Genomic DNA, 19,453 nt, shown 5'->3' with positions numbered 1-19,453 from the left:
GCGTCGTTCGCCTACCCGGCGAGGTAGGCGAGCGCGTCACGCATCCGCTCCCCCGCACTCCGGATCGCCGCGAAATCCGGTCCGGCGCGCAGTATTTCGCGCGATACCGCGGGAAGCAGCTGTCCTGGCCGGGCACCGCCGAGGCCGCCGAGGGACTCCGGCCTGCCGCCCTGTGCGCCCACACCGGGGACCAGGACCGGCCCGCCGAGATCGCTGACGTCAGGCACCTGGTCCAGGGTGGCGCCGATCACGACGCCCACCGAACCGGGCTGCGGCAGCGCTGCCCGGTTGACAGTCGCGGCGGCGTCGACGATCGACTGCGCGACGGTGCGCTCCCCCACTTGTGCGCGTTGCACGCTGGCGCCCTCGGGGTTCGAGGTGGCGGCCAGGACGAAGACGCCGCGGCCGTGGGCGGCCGCGGTGTCCAGAAGTGGCTGCAGCGAACCGAATCCGAGATACGGCGAGGCGGTGACGGCGTCGGCGGCCAGCGGTCCGTCCCCTGCCCAGGCTTGGGCGTAGGCGGCCATCGTCGATCCGATGTCACCACGCTTGGCGTCGGCGAGCACCAGCACCCCGGACTCCTGCAGCGCCGCCGTCGTGCGCTCCAGGACCGCGAAACCCGCTGAGCCGTAGGCCTCGAAGAACGCCACCTGCGGTTTGACGACGGCGAAACCGGCGTAGGCCTGCACACAGATGTCACAGAACCGGGCCAGGCCGTCGGCGGAAACCGGCAGATCCCAGGCCTGCAGAAGCTCGGGGTGCGGGTCGATGCCGACACACAGCGGCCCGCGTGCGGTGATCGCCGCCGCGAGCCGGGCGCCAAAGCTCGGCGGGCAGGAGCGAAGCGACTCGGGGGTCGGCACAGCCTCAGCCATGGCCGAAGGTGGCGTGCAGTTCCTGCAGCGAGCGCACGCCGATGTCGCCGCGGATACCGGCCTCGATGCCCTGCACGGCGGCTGACGCACCCTGCACGGTGGTGATACACGGGATGTTCATCGACACCGCCGCCGAGCGGATCTCGTAGCCGTCGATGCGTGGCCCCGAGTTGCCGTAGGGGGTGTTGATCACCATGTTCACGTCACCGGCCAGGATGGCGTCGATGGCCGACATGGCCGGCCGACCCTCGCCGGGCTCCTCGAAGTGCTTGCGCACAACGTCACACGGAATGCCGTTGCGCCGCAACATCTCCGCAGTGCCCTCGGTAGCCAGCACCCGGAAACCGAGATCGGCCAGGCGCTTGACCGGGAACACCAGTGAACGCTTGTCGCGGTTAGCCACCGACACGAAGACGGTGCCGTCGGCCGGCAATGAACCGTACGCGGCGGTCTGGCTCTTGGCGAAGGCACTGCCGAAGTCGTGGTCGATGCCCATCACCTCGCCGGTGGACTTCATCTCGGGCCCCAGCAGCGAGTCGATGCCCGAGCCGTCGGCGCGGCGGAACCGGTGGAACGGCAGCACCGCCTCCTTGACCGCGATCGGGGCGTTCGGGTCCGGGCTGGCCCCGTCGCCGGTGCGCACCAGCACACCCTCCTCACGCAGCTGGGAGATGCTGGCGCCCAACATGACCCGGGCGCACGCCTTGGCCAGCGGCACCGCGGTGGCCTTGGAGACGAACGGCACGGTGCGACTGGCCCGCGGATTGGCCTCCAGCACGTAGAGCACGTCGTCCTTCAGGGCGTACTGCACGTTGAGCAGGCCGACCACCCCGACACCGTGCGCGATGGCCTCGGTGGCGCGGCGCACCGCCTCGATGTCGCTGCGCCCCAGCGTGACCGGCGGCAGCGCACACGCGGAGTCACCGGAGTGGATACCGGCCTCCTCGATGTGCTCCATCACGCCGCCGATGTACACCTCGGTGCCGTCGCACAGCGCGTCGACGTCGATTTCGATGGCGTCCTCGAGGAACCGGTCGACGAGCACCGGATGCTCCGGTGAGAGCTGGGTGGCGCGGGTGATGTAGCCGTGCAGGGTCTGCTCGTCGTAGACGATCTCCATACCGCGCCCGCCCAGCACGTAGGACGGCCGGACCAGCACCGGATAGCCGATCCTGGCGGCGATGTCGCGGGCCTGCTCGAAGCTGGTGGCGGTGCCGAACTTCGGTGCGGGCAGACCGGCATTGGTGAGCACCTGACCGAACCGGCCGCGGTCCTCGGCCAGGTCGATGGCCTCGGGCCGGGTCCCCACGATCGGCACACCGGCATCGGCGAGGCGCTTGGCCAACCCCAGCGGTGTCTGCCCGCCGAGTTGGACGATCACTCCGACCACGCCCGGACCGCCCTGCCCGGACTGCGATTCGGCGTGGTAAACCTCCAGCACGTCCTCGAACGTCAGCGGCTCGAAGTACAGCCGGTCGGCGGTGTCGTAATCGGTTGACACCGTCTCGGGATTGCAGTTGATCATGACCGTCTCGAAACCGGCCTCGGTCAACGTGGTCGCGGCATGCACACAGCTGTAGTCGAATTCGATGCCCTGGCCGATGCGGTTGGGCCCGGAACCGAGGATCAGCACCTTCGGCTTCTCGGTCTGCGGGGCCACCTCGGTCTCGGCCGCGGGGTCCAGTTCGTAGCTGGAGTAGTGGTAGGGCGTCTTGGCCTCGAACTCGGCGGCGCAGGTGTCCACCGTCTTGAACACCGGGTGGATACCGAGCCGCAGACGCAACGACCGAACCCCGGTCTCGCCGGCCAATTCGGGCCGCAGCGCGGAGATCTGGCGATCGGACAGGCCGTTGTACTTGGCCCGGCGCAGCAGCTCCTCGTCGAGCACAGGGGCGTCGATCAGCTCACGCCGCAGCGCCACCAGGCCGTTGACCTGCTCGACGAACCACGGGTCCACACCGGAGGCCTCGGCGACCTCCTCGACGCTCGCACCCATCCGCAGCGCCAGCTCGATGTCGTAGAGCCGTCCCTCGGTCGGGGTGCGCAGCCGCTCCAGGACGTCGGAGACCCAGCCGTCGTCGTCGGGTCCGGTCCAGAACCCCGCCTTGGTGGTCTCCAGCGAGCGCATCACCTTGCCGAGCGCCTCGACGAAGTTGCGCCCCAATGACATCGCCTCGCCCACCGACTTCATGGTGGTGGTCAGCGTCGGGTCGGCACCGGGGAACTTCTCGAAGGCGAACCGTGGCGCCTTGACCACCACGTAGTCCAGTGTGGGCTCGAAGCAGGCCGGGGTCTCCTTGGTGATGTCGTTGACGATCTCGTCGAGGGTGTAGCCGATGGCCAGCTTGGCCGCGATCTTGGCGATCGGGAAGCCGGTGGCCTTCGACGCCAGCGCACTCGAACGCGACACCCGCGGGTTCATCTCGATGACGATCAGCCGGCCGTCCTTGGGGTCGACCGCGAACTGGATGTTGCAGCCGCCGGTGTCGACGCCGACCTCGCGCAGGATCGCGATACCCAGATCCCGCATGGTCTGGTACTCGCGGTCGGTCAGCGTCATCGCTGGGGCGACGGTCACCGAGTCGCCGGTGTGTACCCCCATCGGGTCGACGTTCTCGATCGAGCAGACGACCACCACGTTGTCGCGGCCGTCGCGCATCAACTCGAGCTCGTATTCCTTCCACCCGAAGATGGACTCCTCGATGAGCACGTTGGCACTCGGCGATGCCGCGAGCCCGTCGCCGGCCATCCGTTCGACGTCCTCGAGCGAATGCGCCATGCCGGACCCGAGGCCGCCCATCGTGAACGAGGGACGCACCACCACCGGCAGTCCCAGCTCGGCGACCGTGTCCCGCACTTCGGCCATGGTGAAACAGACACGGCTGAGGGCAGATTCGCCGCCGACCTTGGCAACGATGTCCTTGAACTTCTGCCGGTCCTCACCGCGCTGGATGGCTTCGAAATCGGCGCCGATGAGTTCCACGCCGTAGCGCTCCAGCGCGCCGTTCTCATGCAGCGCCACCGCGGTGTTCAGCGCGGTCTGACCGCCGAGGGTCGCCAGCACGGCATCGATCGGGTTGCCGCGCTCGGCCTGCTGCGCGAAGACCTTCTCGACGAAGGCCGGGGTGATCGGTTCCACGTAGGTGTAGTCGGCGTACTCGGGGTCGGTCATGATCGTCGCCGGATTGGAGTTGACCAGGCTCACGGTCAGCCCCTCGGCGCGCAACACCCGGCAGGCCTGGGTGCCCGAGTAGTCGAACTCACAGGCCTGCCCGATGACGATCGGCCCGGAGCCGATGACCAGGACGTGGTTGAGGTCGGTACGGCGTGGCATCTAGTTCTCCTCGCGAGCGTGCGCAGACGGTACGGAAGTGGCGGCGTGTCGCGCGACGACACGCACGCTCGCGGTGGCGGGCATGCTCACTTGCGGCCTTCCATGAGATCTACGAACTGGTCGAACAGGTAGTTGGCGTCATGCGGCCCGGCGGCGGCCTCCGGGTGGTACTGCACCGAGAAGGCCCGCCCGTCGAGCAGTTTGATGCCTTCCACCACACCGTCGTTGGCGCAGGTGTGGCTGACGATCGCGGGCCCGAAGTCGGTGCCGAACTGTTCGCCTGCCTCGCCTTCGAGGGCGAACCCGTGGTTCTGGGCGGTGATCGCGACCGCACCGGTGGTGTGGTCGATGACCGGCACGTTGATGCCGCGATGGCCGAAGGTCATCTTGTACGTCGACCGGCCCAGGGCGCGGCCCAGGATCTGATTTCCGAAACAGATTCCGAACAGCGGTGTTCCGGACCCGAGTACCTCGCGGGTGACGCCCACGACGTGGTCGGCGGTGGCCGGGTCGCCGGGACCGTTGGACAGGAACACCCCGTCGGGCTTGAGGCCGGCGATCTCGTCGAAGGTGGCACTAGAGGGCAGCACGTGCGTCCGGATACCGCGCAGCGCGAAGTTTCGCGGGGTGTTGGTCTTGATGCCGAGATCCAGCGCGACGACGGTGAACCGCTGCGCGCCTTCGGGTTCCACGATGTAGGTCTCGGTGGTGCTGACTTCACCGGCCAGGTCGGCGCCCAGCATGGCGGGCTGGTTGCGGACGCGGCGCAACATCTCCTCGGCGTCGGCAAGTGCGGCCCCGGAGAAGACACCGGCCTTCATCGACCCACCGGTGCGCAGGTGGCGCACCACCGCTCGGGTGTCGATGCCGGCGATCCCGACGATGCGCTGACGCTTGAGTTCGTCGTCGAGGCTGCCGGTGGCCCGCCAGTTCGACGCGCGCGGTGAGGGATCGCGCACGGCGTAGCCGGCCACCCAGATCTTGTCGCCGCGGCTCTCGGCGTCCTCGTGGTTCCAGCCGGTGTTACCGATCTGCGGGGCGGTCGCCACCACGATCTGGCGGTGGTAACTCGGGTCGGTCAGGGTCTCCTGGTAGCCGGACATGCCGGTGGAGAACACCGCCTCGCCAAGGGTCTCACCGGCCGCACCGAACTCGGTTCCGGTGTAGACCCGCCCGTCCTCCAGCACAAGATGGGCTTTACCCGTCACGCTGCTTCTCCTGTCCATCTCGCGTACTCACTGCGGTCGTCGCCGCGGAATCCGGTGTCGATTTCGGTGCCCGACGGCAGCCGCCAGCGGATCGTCAGGATCCCGGCCGGCGCATCGGGTTTGCCCCGGCCGCCGCCCGGGATGACCTTCCCGGCCATCGCCCGCTCGGTGCGGATCGAGGTGATCGCGTCCTGCGGCATCCAGATCGGGGTGGCCCCGGACCGCTCGAGCAGGATGCCCTCCGGGTAGCGGGTCAGCACCGCCTTGGACCGGAAGCCGACGTCACCGACGGTGATGCGCTCCAGCCAGTTCGGCGCCAGCGTACTGCCGACGTAGAGGCCACGGGTGGGTGCCACGGTGGCCGAGCCGAGCAGGTCGGGCATCGGCGGGAACTCGCCGACCAACTCGGCCTGCAGCTGCGAGCGCCGCTTCCAGCCGCTCAGCATCCGGCGGATCACCGCACCGATGATCACGACGATGAAGAACGCGAAGACGAACGTCGCCACCGCCGTGCCGGTATTCATTGCGCCGGGCTCTTCCCGTCCCTCGCGGTCACCGTGCCCCGCAGCAGCGTCGCGGTGACTTTCGCGGGCAATGTCATTGCCGCATAGGGCGTATTGGCCGACCGGCTGGCCAGGTCGGCGCCGTCGACCACCCATTCGGCCGCCGGGTCGATGACCACGAGGTTGGCGGGCTCGCCGACTTCCAGCGGCCGGCCCTGGTCGTCGAGGCCCACGATGCGGGCCGGGTTCTCGCTCATCACCCGCGCGACACCGCGCCAGTCCAGCAGGCCGGTACGCACCATCGTGTCCACCACGACCGACAGCGCCGTCTGCAGGCCCAGCATGCCGGGGCGTGCGACGGAGAACTCGCAGCACTTCTCGTGCTCGGCGTGCGGGGCGTGGTCGGTGGCCACGCAGTCGATGACGCCGTCGGCCAGCGCCTGCCGCAACGCCACCGCATCGGAGGCCTCCCGCAGCGGCGGGTTGACCCGGTTGACGCCGTCATAGGACGCCAGTCGGCTGTCGTCGAGCATCAGGTGGTGCGGCGTCACCTCCGCGGTGATCGAAATACCCTGCTGCTTTGCCCATTTGACGATCTCGACCGTGCCTGCGGTCGAGGCGTGGCACATGTGTACCCGCGCTCCCGCGTCGCGGGCCAGAATCGCGTCCCGGGCCACGATCGACTCCTCGGCGGCCCGCGGCCAGCCCGCCAGGCCCAGCCGGGCGGCGTTGGGGCCCTCGTGCGCGACGGCGCCGACGGTCAGCCGCGGCTCCTCGGCGTGCTGGGCGATCAGCACACCCAGTCCGGTGGCGTATTCCAGCGCCCGGCGCATCACCAGCGGATCGTCCACGCAGACACCGTCGTCGGAGAACAGCTTCACCTGCGCCACCCCGGCGGCCATCAGGCCCATCTCGGTGAGCTGTTTGCCCTTCAGGCCGACCGTGACCGCACCCACGGGATGGACGTCGACCAGGCCGACCTGCTGACCGCGGCGCCAGACGTGGTCGGTCACCACCGGGCTGTCGGCCACCGGATCGGTGTTGGCCATCGCGAACACCGCGGTGTACCCGCCCAGAGCTGCTGCCGCCGAACCGGTTTCGATGTCCTCGGCGTATTCGCGGCCCGGCTCGCGCAGGTGGGTGTGCAGGTCGACGAAGCCCGGCAGTAGGACCTGGCCGGTGGCGTCGATCACGTCGGCGTCGTCGGGGACGTCGAGTTTCGGGCCGATCTGCGCGATCTGGCCGTCGGCCACCAGCACGTCGACCGGCTCGCCGTCGCCGTAGAGCAGCACGCCCCTGATCAGCACTGGCTGGGTCTGCGTCATACCGTCACCGCCTCGTCCGTGCCGACCAGCAGATGGAACAGCACCGCCATCCGTACGTGCACACCGTTGGAAACCTGTTGCAGCACCGCCGATTGCGATGAATCGGCAACCGAGAACGAGATCTCCATTCCGCGCAGCATCGGCCCCGGGTGCAGCACCACCGCATGATCGGACAGCATCGTCTGACGGCGGTCGGACAGCCCGTAGCGGATCGAGTACTCGCGCTCGGAGGGGAAGAAGCCGCCGTTCATCCGCTCGGCCTGCACCCGCAACATCATCACCGCGTCGGCCGCGGGCAGTTCGGCGTCCAGGTCGTGCGACACCGTCACCGGCCACTCCGAGACGCCCACCGGCAGCAGCGTCGGCGGCGAGACCAGCACCACCTCGGCGCCCAGCGTGTGCAGCAGGCTCACATTGGAGCGGGCCACCCGGCTGTGCAGGATGTCGCCGACGATGACCACACGGCGGCCTTCGATGTCGCCGAGGCGCTGGCGCAGCGTCAGCGCGTCCAGCAGCGCCTGGGTCGGGTGCTCGTGGGTGCCGTCACCGGCATTGATCACCGACGGCCCGCTGCCGTCGTCCTCCAGCGTCCACTCGGCGAGCTGCTGGGCCGCGCCGGAGGCGGGGTGGCGGATGATCAGCGCGTCGGCCCCCGCCGCCCGCAGAGTCAGCGCGGTGTCGCGCAGCGACTCCCCTTTGGACACCGAGGATCCCGAGGCGCTGACGTTGATCACGTCGGCGCTCATCCACTTGCCTGCGACCTCGAACGACACCCGGGTGCGGGTGGAGTTCTCGTAGAACATCGTGATGATGGTGCGCCCGCGCAGGGTGGGCAGCTTCTTGACCTCGCGGCCCAGCAGCGCCTGCCGGAACCGGTCGGCGTTGTCGAGGATCGCGGTGGCTTCGTCGCGGCTCAAGTCGGCCGCCGACAGCAGGTGTCTGATCGTCATCTGGCAGGACCTCCGTGCGGTGCGATCCAGATACCTTCGACCTCGTCGTCCTCCAGCAGCCGGACCATGACGTTCTCGCTGCGCGAGGTGGGCACGTTCTTGCCGACGTAGTCCGCCCGCAGCGGCAACTCGCGGTGACCGCGGTCGACCAGAACCGCCAGCTGCACGGACGTGGGCCTGCCGATATCGCGCAGTGCGTCGAGTGCTGAGCGCACCGAGCGTCCGGTGTAGAGCACATCGTCGACGAGGATCACCAGCGCGTTGTCGATGCCGCCGGCGGGGATGGACGTCTCCTCCAGCGCGCGGGGCGGCTTGAAGTCGAGGTCGTCGCGGTAGAGCGTGATGTCGAGGCCGCCGCAGGCGACGGTGACGCCGGAGAATTCGTGGATCTTCGCGGCCAGCCGGTTGGCCAGCGTGACGCCCCGGGTCGGGATGCCCAGCAGCACGATGCGTGGCGCGTCAGGACCGTCGAGTGCGGTCTTTTCGATGATTTGATGGGCGATGCGAGAAACGGTACGGCCGACGTCCGCGGCGGACATCAATTCCCGGTCGGTGGAGCCCACGAGCTGACCAGACCTCCTTCTCCGCCTCTCTGGACGGATCGTTAAAGGATGTCGAACTGTCCGGCAGCTTAGCATCCATTCGGCGCGATGGCCGCTCGGCGGGCGTGGGTAGACTTCCTCCGATGAATCTCGCGGACAACCGCACCTCGATCGCAGAAGCCGTCGACGGCGGGCTGCTGGCCGGCGCCGTGACGTTGGTCTGGCGGCACGGAAAAGTGTTGCAGGTCAACGAGATCGGCTCCCGGGACGTCGAGGCCAACCTCCCGATGCAACGCGACACCATCTTCCGCATCGCCTCGATGACCAAGCCGGTAACGGTGGCCGCGGCGATGTCCCTAATCGAAGAAGGCAAGCTCGCACTGACCGACCCGGTCAGCCGCTGGCTACCCGAGCTGGCCGATCTGCAGGTGCTCGTCGACCCGACGGGTCCCCTGGACCGCACGGTACCCGCGCGCCGGCCGATCACCATCGACGACCTGATGACCCATCGCAGCGGCCTGGCCTACACGTTCTCGGTCCTCGGGCCGCTCAGCCGGGCGTACGCGCAGGTCTCTTTCCGCCAGGACCAGGACCACTGGCTGGCCGAGATCGCGCAGCTGCCCCTGGTGCACCAGCCCGGCGAGCGGCTGACCTACAGTCACGCCACCGACGTGCTCGGCATCGTCGTCTCGCGGATCGAAGGCAAGTCGCTGCACGCCGTGCTCACGGAGCGGATCTTCGAGCCCCTGGGCATGCCTGACACCGGGTTCTTCATCGCCCCGGCCAAACGTGCCCGGGCGGCCACTATGTACCGCCTCGATGAGGAGACCGGGCTGCACCACGACGCCATGGGCCCGATCCCGGTGATCGAGCCCCGGTTCTGCCAGGGTGGGGCCAGCCTGGTGACCACCGTTGACGACTACCTGCGGTTCGCCCGAATGTTGTTAGGCGGCGGCGAGGTCGACGGGGTGCGGGTGCTCTCCGGGGACTCAGTGCGCCTGATGCGCACCGACCGGTTGACCGCCGAGCAGAAGAACTACCCGTTCCTGGGGATGCCGTTCTGGGTCGGCCGCGGGTTCGGCCTGAACTTGTCGGTGGTGACCGATCCGGCGAAGTCGACACAGTTGTACGGACCAGGCGGCGAAGGCACGTTCAGTTGGCCGGGCGCCTACGGCACGTGGTGGCAGGCCGACCCGGCCAACGATCTGATCCTGATCTACCTGATCCAGAACTATCCGAACCTCAGCGCGCCCGCGGCCGCGGTGGCGGGTAACACCTCGCAGGTCAAGCTGCAGTCGGCGCAGCCGAAGTTCGTGCGCCGTACCTACGCCGCGCTGGGGCTGTAGGTCAGACCGTCCGGCGGGCCGCTACGCCTCCTGGGCACTCCCCTGGACCGCACCCCGCACCGCGTCGGCGGCGGCGCGGATCTGCGGGGTCACCAGCATCACCTGGCCGAGTACCCCGTTGACGAAGCCGGGCGACTCGTCGGTGGACAGCTCCTTGGCCAGTTCCACCGCCTCGTCGACGGCCACCGGCTCCGGAACATCGTCGGCGTGCAGCAACTCCCACACCGCGACCCGCAGGATCGCGCGGTCGACAGCGGGCAGCCGCTCGAGGGTCCAGCCCTGCAGATGGGAGGTGATCAAGTCGTCGATGTGCGCGGTGTGCTCACTGACACCGCGGGCCACCGTCACCGTGTACGGGTTGAGCACCGAGACGTCCTCGGTATTCGACTCGGCCAGCGCGATGCGCGAGTCGGCCACCTCGGTGGCGGTCAGGCCACGGGCCTCGGCTTCGAAGAGCAGGTCGACGGCGCGCTTGCGCGCCTGATGGCGACCCTTGTCACCCTTGCGGTCAGCCATGCTAGGAGTTCACGCGGCCCAGATAGTTTCCGTCGCGGGAGTCAACCTTGAGCTTGTCGCCGGTATTGATGAAAAGGGGCACCTGGATCTCGGCGCCGGTCTCCAGCGTCGCGGGCTTGGTACCCGCGCTGGAGCGATCGCCCTGCAGACCGGGTTCGGTGTGGCTGACCAGCAGCTCGACGGTCACCGGCAGTTCCAGGTACAGCGGCGCACCCTCGTTGAAGGCGATCTGCACCGGCATGCCCTCGAGCAGGAAGCCCGCGGCCCGGCCGACCAGCGCCTCGGGTAGCGGATGCTGCTCGTAGTCTTCGGAATCCATGAACACGAAGTCGGAACCGTCGCGGTAGAGGTAGGTGGCGTCGCGCCGGTCGACGGTCGCGATCTCCACCTTCACGCCGGCGTTGTAGGTCTTGTCGACGACCTTGCCCGAGAGCACGTTCTTCAGCTTGGTGCGCACGAAGGCGGGGCCCTTGCCGGGCTTGACATGCTGGAACTCGGTGATGGTCCACAGCTGGCCGTCGATGTTCAGCACGAGGCCGTTCTTGAAATCGGCAGTAGATGCCACGGTCGGTCGTTCTCCTAGGTCAAGATGGTCAGTTCCTTGGGGAACCGGGTGATCAGCTCGGTTGTCTCATGTCGCCGCCCAAGCGGCTCTGGCGCCCGTTCACCGAGCACGACCAGCGTGTCCTCGATACGTACACCGCCACGGTCGGGCAGGTACACGCCTGGTTCGACGGTCACCACAGAGCCAGCAAGCAGTGTACCGGCGGCCGCCGAGTTGATTCCCGGCGCTTCGTGGATCTGCAGGCCGACGCCGTGCCCCAGGCCGTGGCCGAAGTTCTCGGCGTAGCCGGCGTCGGCGATCACCTGCCGGGCGGCGCGGTCTACCTCGCTCAGGGTGGCGCCCACCTCGAGTGCCTCACGCCCGGCCTGCTGGGCGGTCGACACCAGCGTGTAGATCTCGCGCTGCCAGTCGTCGATCTTGCCGGCCTTGCCGAGCACGAAGGTCCGGGTCATATCGGAGTGGTAGCCGCCGACCAGGGCTCCGAAGTCGATCTTGACGAAGTCGCCGGCGGCGAGCACCGCATCGGTGGGCCGGTGATGCGGGATCGCCGAGTTGGCCCCGGCGGCCACGATGGTCTCGAAGGACGGCCCGTCGGCGCCGTGCTCGAGCATCAGGGCCTCCAGTTCGCGGCCGACCTCTTTCTCGGTGCGCCCCGGACGCAGCCCACCACGCCGTACCAACTCGGCCAACGCCGCGTCGGCGGCCTCGCATGCCAGCCGCAGCAGGGCGAGCTCGCCGGCGTCTTTGACCTCGCGCAGCGCCTCGACGACTCCGGATGCCCGCACCAGTTCGGCGGCGCCGGAATGCTCGTCGAGTTCCTTGGCCAGCAGATCGAACCCGTCGACGGTCACGACGTGACTCTCGAATCCGACCCGGCGGGCCCCGTCGGCGACCGCGCGTCCGACCAGATGCCGTGCGCAGGCACGCTCGATCACCGTCTCCACGTCCGGCGCCTGATTGGCTGCCTGGGTGCGGTAGCGCGAGTCGGTGGCCAGCACCGTCGGCGTGTCGCCGGCGAACACCAGCAACGCCGCGTTTGAACCGGTGAAACCGGACAAATAGCGGACGTTGACCAGGTCACTGACCACCATCGCATCCAGCCCGTCGGCGGCCAGCCGATCGGCCAGCCGGTCTCGGCGTTGGGAATGTGTCACGGTCGCCGACGGTACTCGCTACGCTGATGCCCCATGAACAGTTGGTTGTTGCGCGGACTGGCCTTCGCGGCCGGCATGGTTGTGCTCCGCCTGGTGCAGGGAACGCTGATCAACCAGTTCCCCACCAATGCCGGATTGGTCAGCGTCGCGCTCGTGGTGCTGTTCGGCATCGCGGCCTTCGTGTGGGGCCTGCTCGACGGTCGTGCCGACGCCAACGCCAACCCCGATCCGGACCGCCGCCGCGATCTGGCGATGACCTGGCTGCTCGCCGGGTTGTTCGCCGGGGTGCTCAGCGGCTTCATCGCCTGGCTGATCTCACTGGTCTACAAAGCCGTCTACGTCGAAGGCCTCATCGGCGAGGTGACGACGTTCGCGGCGTTCACCGCTCTGGTGGTGTTCATCCCGGCGATCGCCGCGGCGGCCATCGGCCGTTGGGGCGTCGACCGCAAGCGGCCCGCGCAGCCGCGCCGTCGCTTCGGCGAGGCTGCCGACGTGTTCGACGCCGTTCACGAGGACGACCGCACCGGCCCGATTCCAGGGACTGTCGGAGGCGGCGCGGCTGCTGCCGAGGAGCAGACCTCGGCCATCGCCACCGCCGAACGCGAGGACGCCCCCACCGAGGCGATCGACTACCCCGAAGAGGGCAAGGACTCCGCCAGGTAGCGCAGGGCCAGCAGGTAGCCCTGCACGCCCAAGCCGACGATCACTCCGGTCGCCACGGCACTCAGGTACGAGTGATGCCGAAACTCTTCGCGGGCATGCACATTGGAGATGTGTACCTCGATCAGCGGACCACGCAGCTCGGCGCAGGCGTCACGCAGCGCAATCGAGGTGTGGGTGAAAGCGCCGGCGTTGAGGATCACCGGGTCACCGGCGTCTGCGGCGGCATGCACCCACTGCAGCAGCTGCTCCTCGCTGTTGCTCTGTCGCACAACGGCTTGCAGGCCCAACTCGGTGGCCTCGGCTTCGATCGCGGCGACCAGCTCGTCGTAGGTGGTGCTGCCGTACACGTCGGGTTCGCGCCGGCCGAGCCGGTCGAGGTTGGGACCGTTGAGAACCAGAACTGTGGTCATCGCTTCTCTGCCACCTCCGCATAGGCCGCCACCAGAAGCGACGGGTCGGGCCCCTCGAGCCGGCCGGGTTTGGCCAAGCCGTCGAGTACGACGAAACGCAGCACGCCCGAGCGGGTCTTCTTATCCCCGGCCATGGTCTCGATCAACTGCGGCAGCGCGTCGGCGTCGTAGCTGACGGGCAGCCCGAGGGCGGTGAGCACCGCGCGATGCCGATCGGCGGTGGCGTCGTCCAGCCGTCCGGCGAGTCTGCCCAGTTCCGCGGCGAACACCAGTCCCACCGACACCGCGGCACCGTGGCGCCACCGGTACTGTTCGCGGCGTTCGATGGCATGGGCCAGCGTGTGCCCGTAGTTGAGGATCTCGCGCAGTGCCGATTCCTTCTCGTCGGCCGCGACGACCTCGGCCTTGACTGCGATCGCCCGCCGGATCAGTTCGGGTAGAACACTTCCGGCCGGGTCGACAGCGGCCTGCGGGTCGGCCTCGATGAGGTCGAGAATCACCGGGTCGGCGATGAAGCCGGCCTTGACGATCTCGGCCATCCCGGCCACCAGTTCGTTGCGCGGCAACGTCTCGAGCATGGCCAGGTCGACCAGTACGGCGGCGGGCTGGTGGAACGCGCCGACGAGGTTCTTGCCCGCATCGGTGTTGATGCCGGTCTTACCGCCGACGGCGGCGTCCACCATGGCCAGCAGAGTGGTCGGGATGTGGACAATGTCGACGCCGCGCAACCAGGTGGCAGCGGCGAATCCGGCGACATCGGTGGCCGCCCCTCCGCCCAGGCTCACGACGGCATCTTTACGTCCGATTCCGATGCGGCCCAACACTTCCCAGATGAAGCCCACGACCGCGAGATCCTTGCCGGCTTCGGCGTCGGGGATCTCGATACGGTGGGCGTCGACACCCTTGTCGGCCAGGTGCGCGCGGACGGCTTCGGCGGTCTGGGCGAGTACCGGCTGGTGCAGGATCGCGACCCGGTGCCGCGAGCCGAGCAGATCGCCGAGCTCACCGAGCAGTCCGGTGCCGACGATCACCGGGTAGGGCGGGTTGACGGCAACCTCGATGGTCACCGGGGCGGCCGGGGTGGTCTTGGTCATTTGCGGACTCCAGCGCGGCGGGCGGCCAGCGCTGCCGGCGTGGCAGGCGTGACCGGTGCGGATTCGGTCGGGGCGGATGACGCCGGTGGCGTGGGTGGCGTTGTGTCGGAGGGCTTTTCGGTCCGGCCAGCCGACAGCGACCGCCGCCACGGCGGGCGTCGCCGCCGTGCCGGCTGCGGATTCTCCAGGCGCGCGACAATATGACGCACCACCGCGCCGGGGTTGCGGCGGTTGGTGTTGATCCGGATCTTGGCGACCCGCCGGTACAGCGGCACCCGGTCGTTCATCAGCTTGCGGTACTTATCGGCATGATCGGGCCCGGCGAGCAGCGGGCGCACAGTGCTGCCGCTGGTCCGCCGAACCCCTTCGGCGGCACTGATTTCCAGGAAGACGACGGTGTGGCCGGCCAGGGCGTCCCGGACACCGGGGGTGGTGACCGCTCCGCCGCCCAGCGACAGGATGCCGTCGTGGTTGGCCAGTGCGTCCCGGATGACGTCCTCTTCGATGCGGCGGAACTCCGGTTCGCCGTCGTTGGCGAAGATGTCGGCGATGGTGCGGCCGGTCTTCTCCTCGATGGCGGCGTCGGTGTCGAGCAGGCTCAGGCCCATCGCCTTGGCCAGGCGGCGTCCGATGGTCGATTTACCCGAGCCGGGCAAGCCGATCAGTACGGCCTTGGGCGCCATCTCGGCTACCCCGATGCCCGGACGGCTGTTCCGGACGGTGTCCGAGCCGCGATCGCCGCCAGATAGCCGTCGATGTTGCGGCGGGTCTCCTCGAGCGAGTCGCCGCCGAACTTCTCCAGAACAGCGCGGGCCAGTACCAGGGCCACCATTGTCTCGACGACGACCGCAGCGGCCGGTACCGCACACACGTCGGAGCGCTGGTGGATGGCCACGGCTTCGTCACCGGTGGCCATGTCGACGGTGGCCAGCGCGCGCGGCACGGTGGAGATCGGCTTCATCGCCGCGCGGACCCGCACGGGAAGGCCGTTGGTCATTCCGCCTTCCAGGCCGCCGGCCCGGTTGGTGGAGCGCACCACGCCGTCAGGACCCGGGTACATCTCGTCGTGGGCCTGGCTGCCGCGGCGGCGCGCGGTCTGGAAACCGTCGCCGATCTCGACACCCTTGATGGCCTGGATGCCCATCACCGCGGCGGCGAGTTGGCTGTCGAGTCGGCTGTCGCCACTGGTGAACGAGCCCAGGCCGATGGGCAGCCCGTGCGCCACCACCTCGACCACCCCACCGAGGGTGTCGCCGTCTTTCTTGGCGGCCTCGATCTCGGCGATCATGCTCTCCTCGGCGGCCTTGCCGAAGGCACGCACCGGGCTCTCGTCGATGGCGGCCAGATCGGCGGCCGCCGGGGGCGGCCCGTCGTAGGGCTGCGAATCGCCGATGGAGATGACGTGGGAGACCACCTCGACGCCGACTGCCTGGCGGAGGAACTCTCGGGCCACTGTTCCGGCCGCCACCCGGGCGGCGGTCTCGCGGGCGCTGGCGCGTTCGAGCACCGGCCGTGCGTCGTCGAACCCGTACTTGAGCATGCCGGCGAAGTCGGCGTGACCGGGCCGGGGCCGAGTCAGCGGGGCGTTGCGCGCGACGTCGAGTTCGGCGGGATCCACGGGGTCGGAGGCCATCACGGTCTCCCACTTGGGCCACTCGGTGTTGCCGATCTCGATCGCGATCGGGCCGCCGAGGGTGTTGCCGTGCCGAACTCCGGCCAGGATGGTGACCTGGTCCTGCTCGAACTTCATCCGGGCGCCGCGGCCGTAGCCCAGCCGGCGTCGGGCCAGCTGTCCGCCGATGTCCTCGGAGGTCACCCGGACACCGGCGACCATGCCTTCGACCACCGCTACCAGCGCGCGGCCGTGAGATTCACCAGCAGTTGTCCATCGCAACACGCGTCCCATCTTCCCACGCCGGTCAGCCGGGACCCAATCCGCTCAGCGCGCGGCGCAGGTGCGGGGCGGTCTGGCTGGGGCCCCGGTACCTCAGAACGCCGCCAACGCCACCGCGGCCAGGCTGGCCAGGCACATCGACGGGCCGTGCGGCAGCGTCCTGGCCCGGGCCGCGACGCCGCACAGCGCCGTGAGCAGCGGAGCACCCAGCGCGGCCAGCAGCCACACCTCCGGGCCGAAGGCACCGGTCAGCCCGCCTAGGCCCAACGCCAGTTTGACGTCGCCGGCGCCCAGGGCAGCCGGGGCCAGGAGATGGACCACCAGGTAGAGCGCGGCCAGGCCGGCGGCGCCCGCCAGTGCGGGCAGCCCGCGCCCGGCCACGGCGGCGGCCACCAGAACCACCGCGGCGCCGGGCACTGTCAGCGTGTTGGGCAGGCGGCGCTGCCGGATGTCGAACGCCGTCAGCGCGACGGCCCAGAACAGCACCACACCGAAGGCCAGCCAGCGCATGAGCGCCACGCTAATCCAGGGCGGCGGTCATCTCGTGTCGCGGAGCGGGTCGGCCTGTGAATTGTTCGACCTGGCTGAAGGCCTGGTTCAGCAGCATCTGCAGCCCGCTGATCACCTCACCGCCAGCGGCCTCGACGGCGGCGGCCAGCGGGGTGGGCCAGGGGTCGTAGATCGCGTCGAGCAGCACCGGCACCGCGGCCAACGTGGCCGCGTGACCGGCGGCCGCGTCGGCGGGGATGGTGCTCACCAGAACATCGGCGGCGGTCACCACAGCGGCCAGCTCCGGCCCGTCGAGCGGGCAGAACTCGGTGCTGACCGCGACTGCCCTGCCGAGGTCGACGAGCCGGGCCGCCTTCTCGATGTTGCGGGCGACCACGGTGATGCGGGTGACCCCGATCTCGGCCAGCCCGACGACAGCGGCGGGTGCCGTCCCGCCCGAGCCGAGCACGATCGCATGGCGAAGGTCCCGGTGAGAGGCCAGCGCGCCTGCCACCCCGTCGATGTCGGTGTTGTCGGCCCGCCAACCGTGCCCGGTGCGGACCAGGGTGTTAGCCGAGCCGACCAGCGTGGCACGGTCGGTGCATTCGTCGGCGCACTCCAGCGCGGCGAACTTACCCGGCATGGTCACCGACAGGCCCACCCATTCCGGGCCCAATCCCCTTACCAGAGAGGGCAATTGCTCGGCAGTGCATTCGATCCGGTCGTAGGTCCAGTCGAGCAGGCCCAGCGCCCGATACGCGGCCAGGTGCAGAAGCGGCGACTTCGAGTGCGCGACAGGTGATCCCAGCACCGCCGCCTTGTGGGGCGCGGTCATCGCTCAGCGAGCCGAATCGAGGACACCATTGCGTCGCGCCAACTCGATATTCGCCAGATGCTGCTGATAGTCCTTGGTGAACAGGGTGGTGCCCTCGAGGTCCACCGTCACGAAGTACAGCCAGTCCCCCGGCTCCGGCCGTTCGGCGGCGGCCAGTGCCTCGTCGCCGGGCGAGCAGATCGGGGTGGCGGGCAGACCGTCGGATGCGTAGGTGTTCCACGGCGTGACCTGGGCGCGGTCGGCATCGGTGGTGGCGACCTCTTGGCGGTCCAGCGGGTAGTTGACCGTCGAATCGAACTCGAGGCGCTGCGGTTCGGCCAGCCGGTTGTAGATGACCCGGGCGACCTTGGCGAAGTCCTGCGGCTTGGCTTCGCGCTGCACCAGCGAGCCGACGACGAGGATCTCGTAGGGCGACAGGTTCATCGCCTTGGCGGTGTCGAGCAGTCCGCCGTCGACGTAGTGGGTGGCGCTTTCGGCGACCAGCGTCGCCAGGATCGCCTCGGGTGACCCGGACGGGTCGACGTTCCACGCTCCAGGTGCGATCAGCCCCTCGAGCCGGCGGTGGTTGGCGGCCAGCGCCGTCACCGGTTGCATCGCCCAGTCCGGGACGTTGAGCGCCGACGGCGCGGACTGCTCGGCCGCCTTGCGCAGGCTCTCGGCGGACACACACTTGCGCTCGCCGTTGAGTTCCACACAGCTGGCGTCGGCGATCAGCGTGAAGATCCCATCGGTGACCTTGTCGGAGCCGACGGCCTTGACGTCGTCGAGTTGTCTGCCCTCGGGGATGACGAGCTTGCCCACCCGGTTGGCCGGGTCGGCGAGGCGCTGCACCGCCGATGACGCCGACATCTCGGTGCGCATCTTGTAGTAGCCCGGCTGGATCGCGGCGATGGCCGCGTTGTCCTTGGAGGCGTCGACGAACGACTTGACGCTGGCCACGACGTTGCGGTCACGCAACGACTGGGCCACCTGGGTAGTGGAGTCGCCGGCGCGCACCGCGACGACGACGTCGTCCTTCCCGTCGCCGGTGTACTCGTCGGAGCCGCCGCCGAAGAGTTTGGTGCCCAGCAGTACCAGGGCCACCACCACGGCGATGAGCAGGCCCAACGCACCGAGCCCGATCGCCCTGCGCCGGTTGTTGTTTCGGCGTGCGCGGACTCGTTCGAGTCGGCTCATCCGGCGGCGCGGTGCGCCCACCGCGACCGGATCGGCCCGCTGGGCGTCATACCGGCCGGTGTCGTATTCGTCAGGCATCGTCGCTCTCCGGCTGGGTGGGCGCCGCGCTGCGGCGTTGGTCGAGCCAGCCCTGCAGGATTCCCACAGCAGCGGCCTGGTCAATGACTCCGCGTTGCGCCTTGGCCCGCACGCCGGCCTCCCGCAGCGACCGCTGGGCGGCCACCGTAGTGAGTCGTTCGTCGGCAAGGCGCACGGGCACCGGCCCGATCCGGTCGGCGAGCGCGTCGGCGAGGCCGACGGCGTCCTGCGCCGAGGTGCCGGCACGGTCGGCCAAAGTGCGTGGCAGCCCGACGATCACCTCGACGACCTCGAACTCGTCGACCAGTGCGGCAAGTCGGCGAAGATGTTTGCCGGATCGTTCCCGCCGAACCGTCTCCACCGGCGTGGCCAGGATCCCGTCCGGGTCGCAGATGGCCACACCGATGCGGACGGTACCCACGTCCACTCCGAGGCGCCTGCCCCGGCCCGGGTCGTCGGCACCGGGACGGTCGGGCACACGGTCGTGCGTGGGCAG

General features: G+C 69.2%; 19 protein-coding genes and 1 pseudogene. 2 read left to right on the top strand and 18 right to left on the bottom strand.

The window, feature by feature from the left end:
- Positions 1 to 11: 11 nt before the first annotated feature.
- From pyrF to pyrR, 7 genes are all read right to left on the bottom strand, one after another.
- Positions 12 to 875 (bottom strand): orotidine-5'-phosphate decarboxylase, encoded by an 864-nt coding sequence (pyrF, locus tag OG976_RS25415; protein ID WP_328355368.1) that lies wholly within the window; start codon positions 873 to 875, stop codon positions 12 to 14.
- On the bottom strand, positions 868 to 4,209 hold the full coding sequence (carB, locus tag OG976_RS25410; protein WP_328355365.1) for a carbamoyl-phosphate synthase large subunit: 3,342 nt from the start codon (positions 4,207 to 4,209) through the stop codon (positions 868 to 870). The genes pyrF and carB overlap by 8 nt, the downstream gene beginning before the upstream one ends.
- Positions 4,210 to 4,295: 86 nt before the next feature.
- Positions 4,296 to 5,417 (bottom strand): glutamine-hydrolyzing carbamoyl-phosphate synthase small subunit, encoded by a 1,122-nt coding sequence (gene carA / locus OG976_RS25405; RefSeq protein WP_442930391.1) that lies wholly within the window; start codon positions 5,415 to 5,417, stop codon positions 4,296 to 4,298.
- Positions 5,414 to 5,941: a PH-like domain-containing protein gene (locus tag OG976_RS25400; RefSeq protein ID WP_328355359.1), complete on the bottom strand. Its 528-nt coding sequence runs from the start codon at positions 5,939 to 5,941 to the stop codon at positions 5,414 to 5,416. Before OG976_RS25400 ends, carA begins: the two co-directional genes overlap by 4 nt.
- Positions 5,938 to 7,245 (bottom strand): dihydroorotase, encoded by a 1,308-nt coding sequence (locus OG976_RS25395; RefSeq protein ID WP_328355356.1) that lies wholly within the window; start codon positions 7,243 to 7,245, stop codon positions 5,938 to 5,940. The genes OG976_RS25400 and OG976_RS25395 overlap by 4 nt, the downstream gene beginning before the upstream one ends.
- Positions 7,242 to 8,195, bottom strand: coding sequence for an aspartate carbamoyltransferase catalytic subunit (locus OG976_RS25390; RefSeq protein WP_328355354.1), 954 nt, complete (start codon positions 8,193 to 8,195; stop codon positions 7,242 to 7,244). The genes OG976_RS25395 and OG976_RS25390 overlap by 4 nt, the downstream gene beginning before the upstream one ends.
- Positions 8,192 to 8,758 carry a bifunctional pyr operon transcriptional regulator/uracil phosphoribosyltransferase PyrR gene (gene pyrR / locus OG976_RS25385; RefSeq protein ID WP_328355352.1) on the bottom strand — a complete coding sequence of 189 codons (567 nt, stop codon included), beginning with the start codon at positions 8,756 to 8,758 and terminating at the stop codon, positions 8,192 to 8,194. The genes OG976_RS25390 and pyrR overlap by 4 nt, the downstream gene beginning before the upstream one ends.
- 122 nt (positions 8,759 to 8,880) lie before the next feature.
- On the opposite strand from pyrR, the gene OG976_RS25380 reads away from it, so the two are divergent.
- Entirely contained in the window at positions 8,881 to 10,083 is a 1,203-nt protein-coding gene (locus OG976_RS25380) for a serine hydrolase domain-containing protein (RefSeq protein WP_328355349.1), read from the top strand.
- Positions 10,084 to 10,104: 21 nt separating this feature from the next.
- On the opposite strand, the gene nusB is transcribed toward OG976_RS25380, so the two are convergent.
- From nusB to OG976_RS25365, 3 genes are read right to left on the bottom strand one after another with little or no spacing between them, the layout of a single operon-like run.
- The gene (gene nusB, locus OG976_RS25375; RefSeq protein ID WP_328355346.1) at positions 10,105 to 10,599 is read right to left on the bottom strand and encodes a transcription antitermination factor NusB; all 495 of its coding nucleotides are present in this window, start codon (positions 10,597 to 10,599) and stop codon (positions 10,105 to 10,107) included.
- A gap of 1 nt (position 10,600) precedes the next feature.
- Complete coding sequence (gene efp, locus OG976_RS25370; RefSeq protein WP_328355343.1) at positions 10,601 to 11,164, bottom strand: elongation factor P; 564 nt, start codon at positions 11,162 to 11,164, stop codon at positions 10,601 to 10,603.
- 14 nt (positions 11,165 to 11,178) lie between these two features.
- Positions 11,179 to 12,318, bottom strand: a complete 1,140-nt coding sequence (locus tag OG976_RS25365) for a M24 family metallopeptidase (protein WP_328355340.1) — start codon at positions 12,316 to 12,318, stop codon at positions 11,179 to 11,181.
- A 33-nt stretch (positions 12,319 to 12,351) separates the two neighbouring features.
- Between OG976_RS25365 and OG976_RS25360 the strand changes: the two genes are divergently transcribed.
- Entirely contained in the window at positions 12,352 to 12,981 is a 630-nt protein-coding gene (locus tag OG976_RS25360; protein ID WP_328355337.1) for a B-4DMT family transporter, read from the top strand.
- Here the strand turns inward: OG976_RS25360 and aroQ are convergent.
- From aroQ to ruvX, 8 genes and pseudogenes are all read right to left on the bottom strand, one after another.
- Positions 12,948 to 13,391, bottom strand: coding sequence for a type II 3-dehydroquinate dehydratase (aroQ, locus tag OG976_RS25355; protein WP_328355334.1), 444 nt, complete (start codon positions 13,389 to 13,391; stop codon positions 12,948 to 12,950). The two genes, OG976_RS25360 and aroQ, sit on opposite strands and share 34 nt — an antisense overlap.
- On the bottom strand, positions 13,388 to 14,485 hold the full coding sequence (aroB, locus tag OG976_RS25350; protein ID WP_328355331.1) for a 3-dehydroquinate synthase: 1,098 nt from the start codon (positions 14,483 to 14,485) through the stop codon (positions 13,388 to 13,390). The genes aroQ and aroB overlap by 4 nt, the downstream gene beginning before the upstream one ends.
- Positions 14,486 to 14,652: 167 nt before the next feature.
- A pseudogene (locus OG976_RS25345) lies at positions 14,653 to 15,168 on the bottom strand (shikimate kinase); the annotation flags it as partial.
- Between the two features lie 5 nt (positions 15,169 to 15,173).
- Positions 15,174 to 16,382 carry a chorismate synthase gene (gene aroC, locus OG976_RS25340; protein ID WP_328355328.1) on the bottom strand — a complete coding sequence of 403 codons (1,209 nt, stop codon included), beginning with the start codon at positions 16,380 to 16,382 and terminating at the stop codon, positions 15,174 to 15,176.
- A gap of 90 nt (positions 16,383 to 16,472) precedes the next feature.
- Positions 16,473 to 16,880 carry a prepilin peptidase gene (locus OG976_RS25335; protein WP_442930569.1) on the bottom strand — a complete coding sequence of 136 codons (408 nt, stop codon included), beginning with the start codon at positions 16,878 to 16,880 and terminating at the stop codon, positions 16,473 to 16,475.
- A gap of 19 nt (positions 16,881 to 16,899) precedes the next feature.
- Positions 16,900 to 17,703 carry a shikimate dehydrogenase gene (locus tag OG976_RS25330; RefSeq protein WP_328355321.1) on the bottom strand — a complete coding sequence of 268 codons (804 nt, stop codon included), beginning with the start codon at positions 17,701 to 17,703 and terminating at the stop codon, positions 16,900 to 16,902.
- A 3-nt stretch (positions 17,704 to 17,706) separates the two neighbouring features.
- Entirely contained in the window at positions 17,707 to 18,957 is a 1,251-nt protein-coding gene (locus OG976_RS25325) for an endolytic transglycosylase MltG (RefSeq protein WP_328355320.1), read from the bottom strand.
- Complete coding sequence (gene ruvX / locus OG976_RS25320) at positions 18,950 to 19,453, bottom strand: Holliday junction resolvase RuvX (RefSeq protein WP_328364011.1); 504 nt, start codon at positions 19,451 to 19,453, stop codon at positions 18,950 to 18,952. Before ruvX ends, OG976_RS25325 begins: the two co-directional genes overlap by 8 nt.

This window comes from Mycobacterium sp. NBC_00419, from assembly GCF_036023875.1.
Lineage (GTDB): Bacteria > Actinomycetota > Actinomycetes > Mycobacteriales > Mycobacteriaceae > Mycobacterium.
The sequence above is the reverse complement of the archived record's forward strand: the minus strand, read 5'-3'. Positions and strand labels throughout refer to the sequence as shown.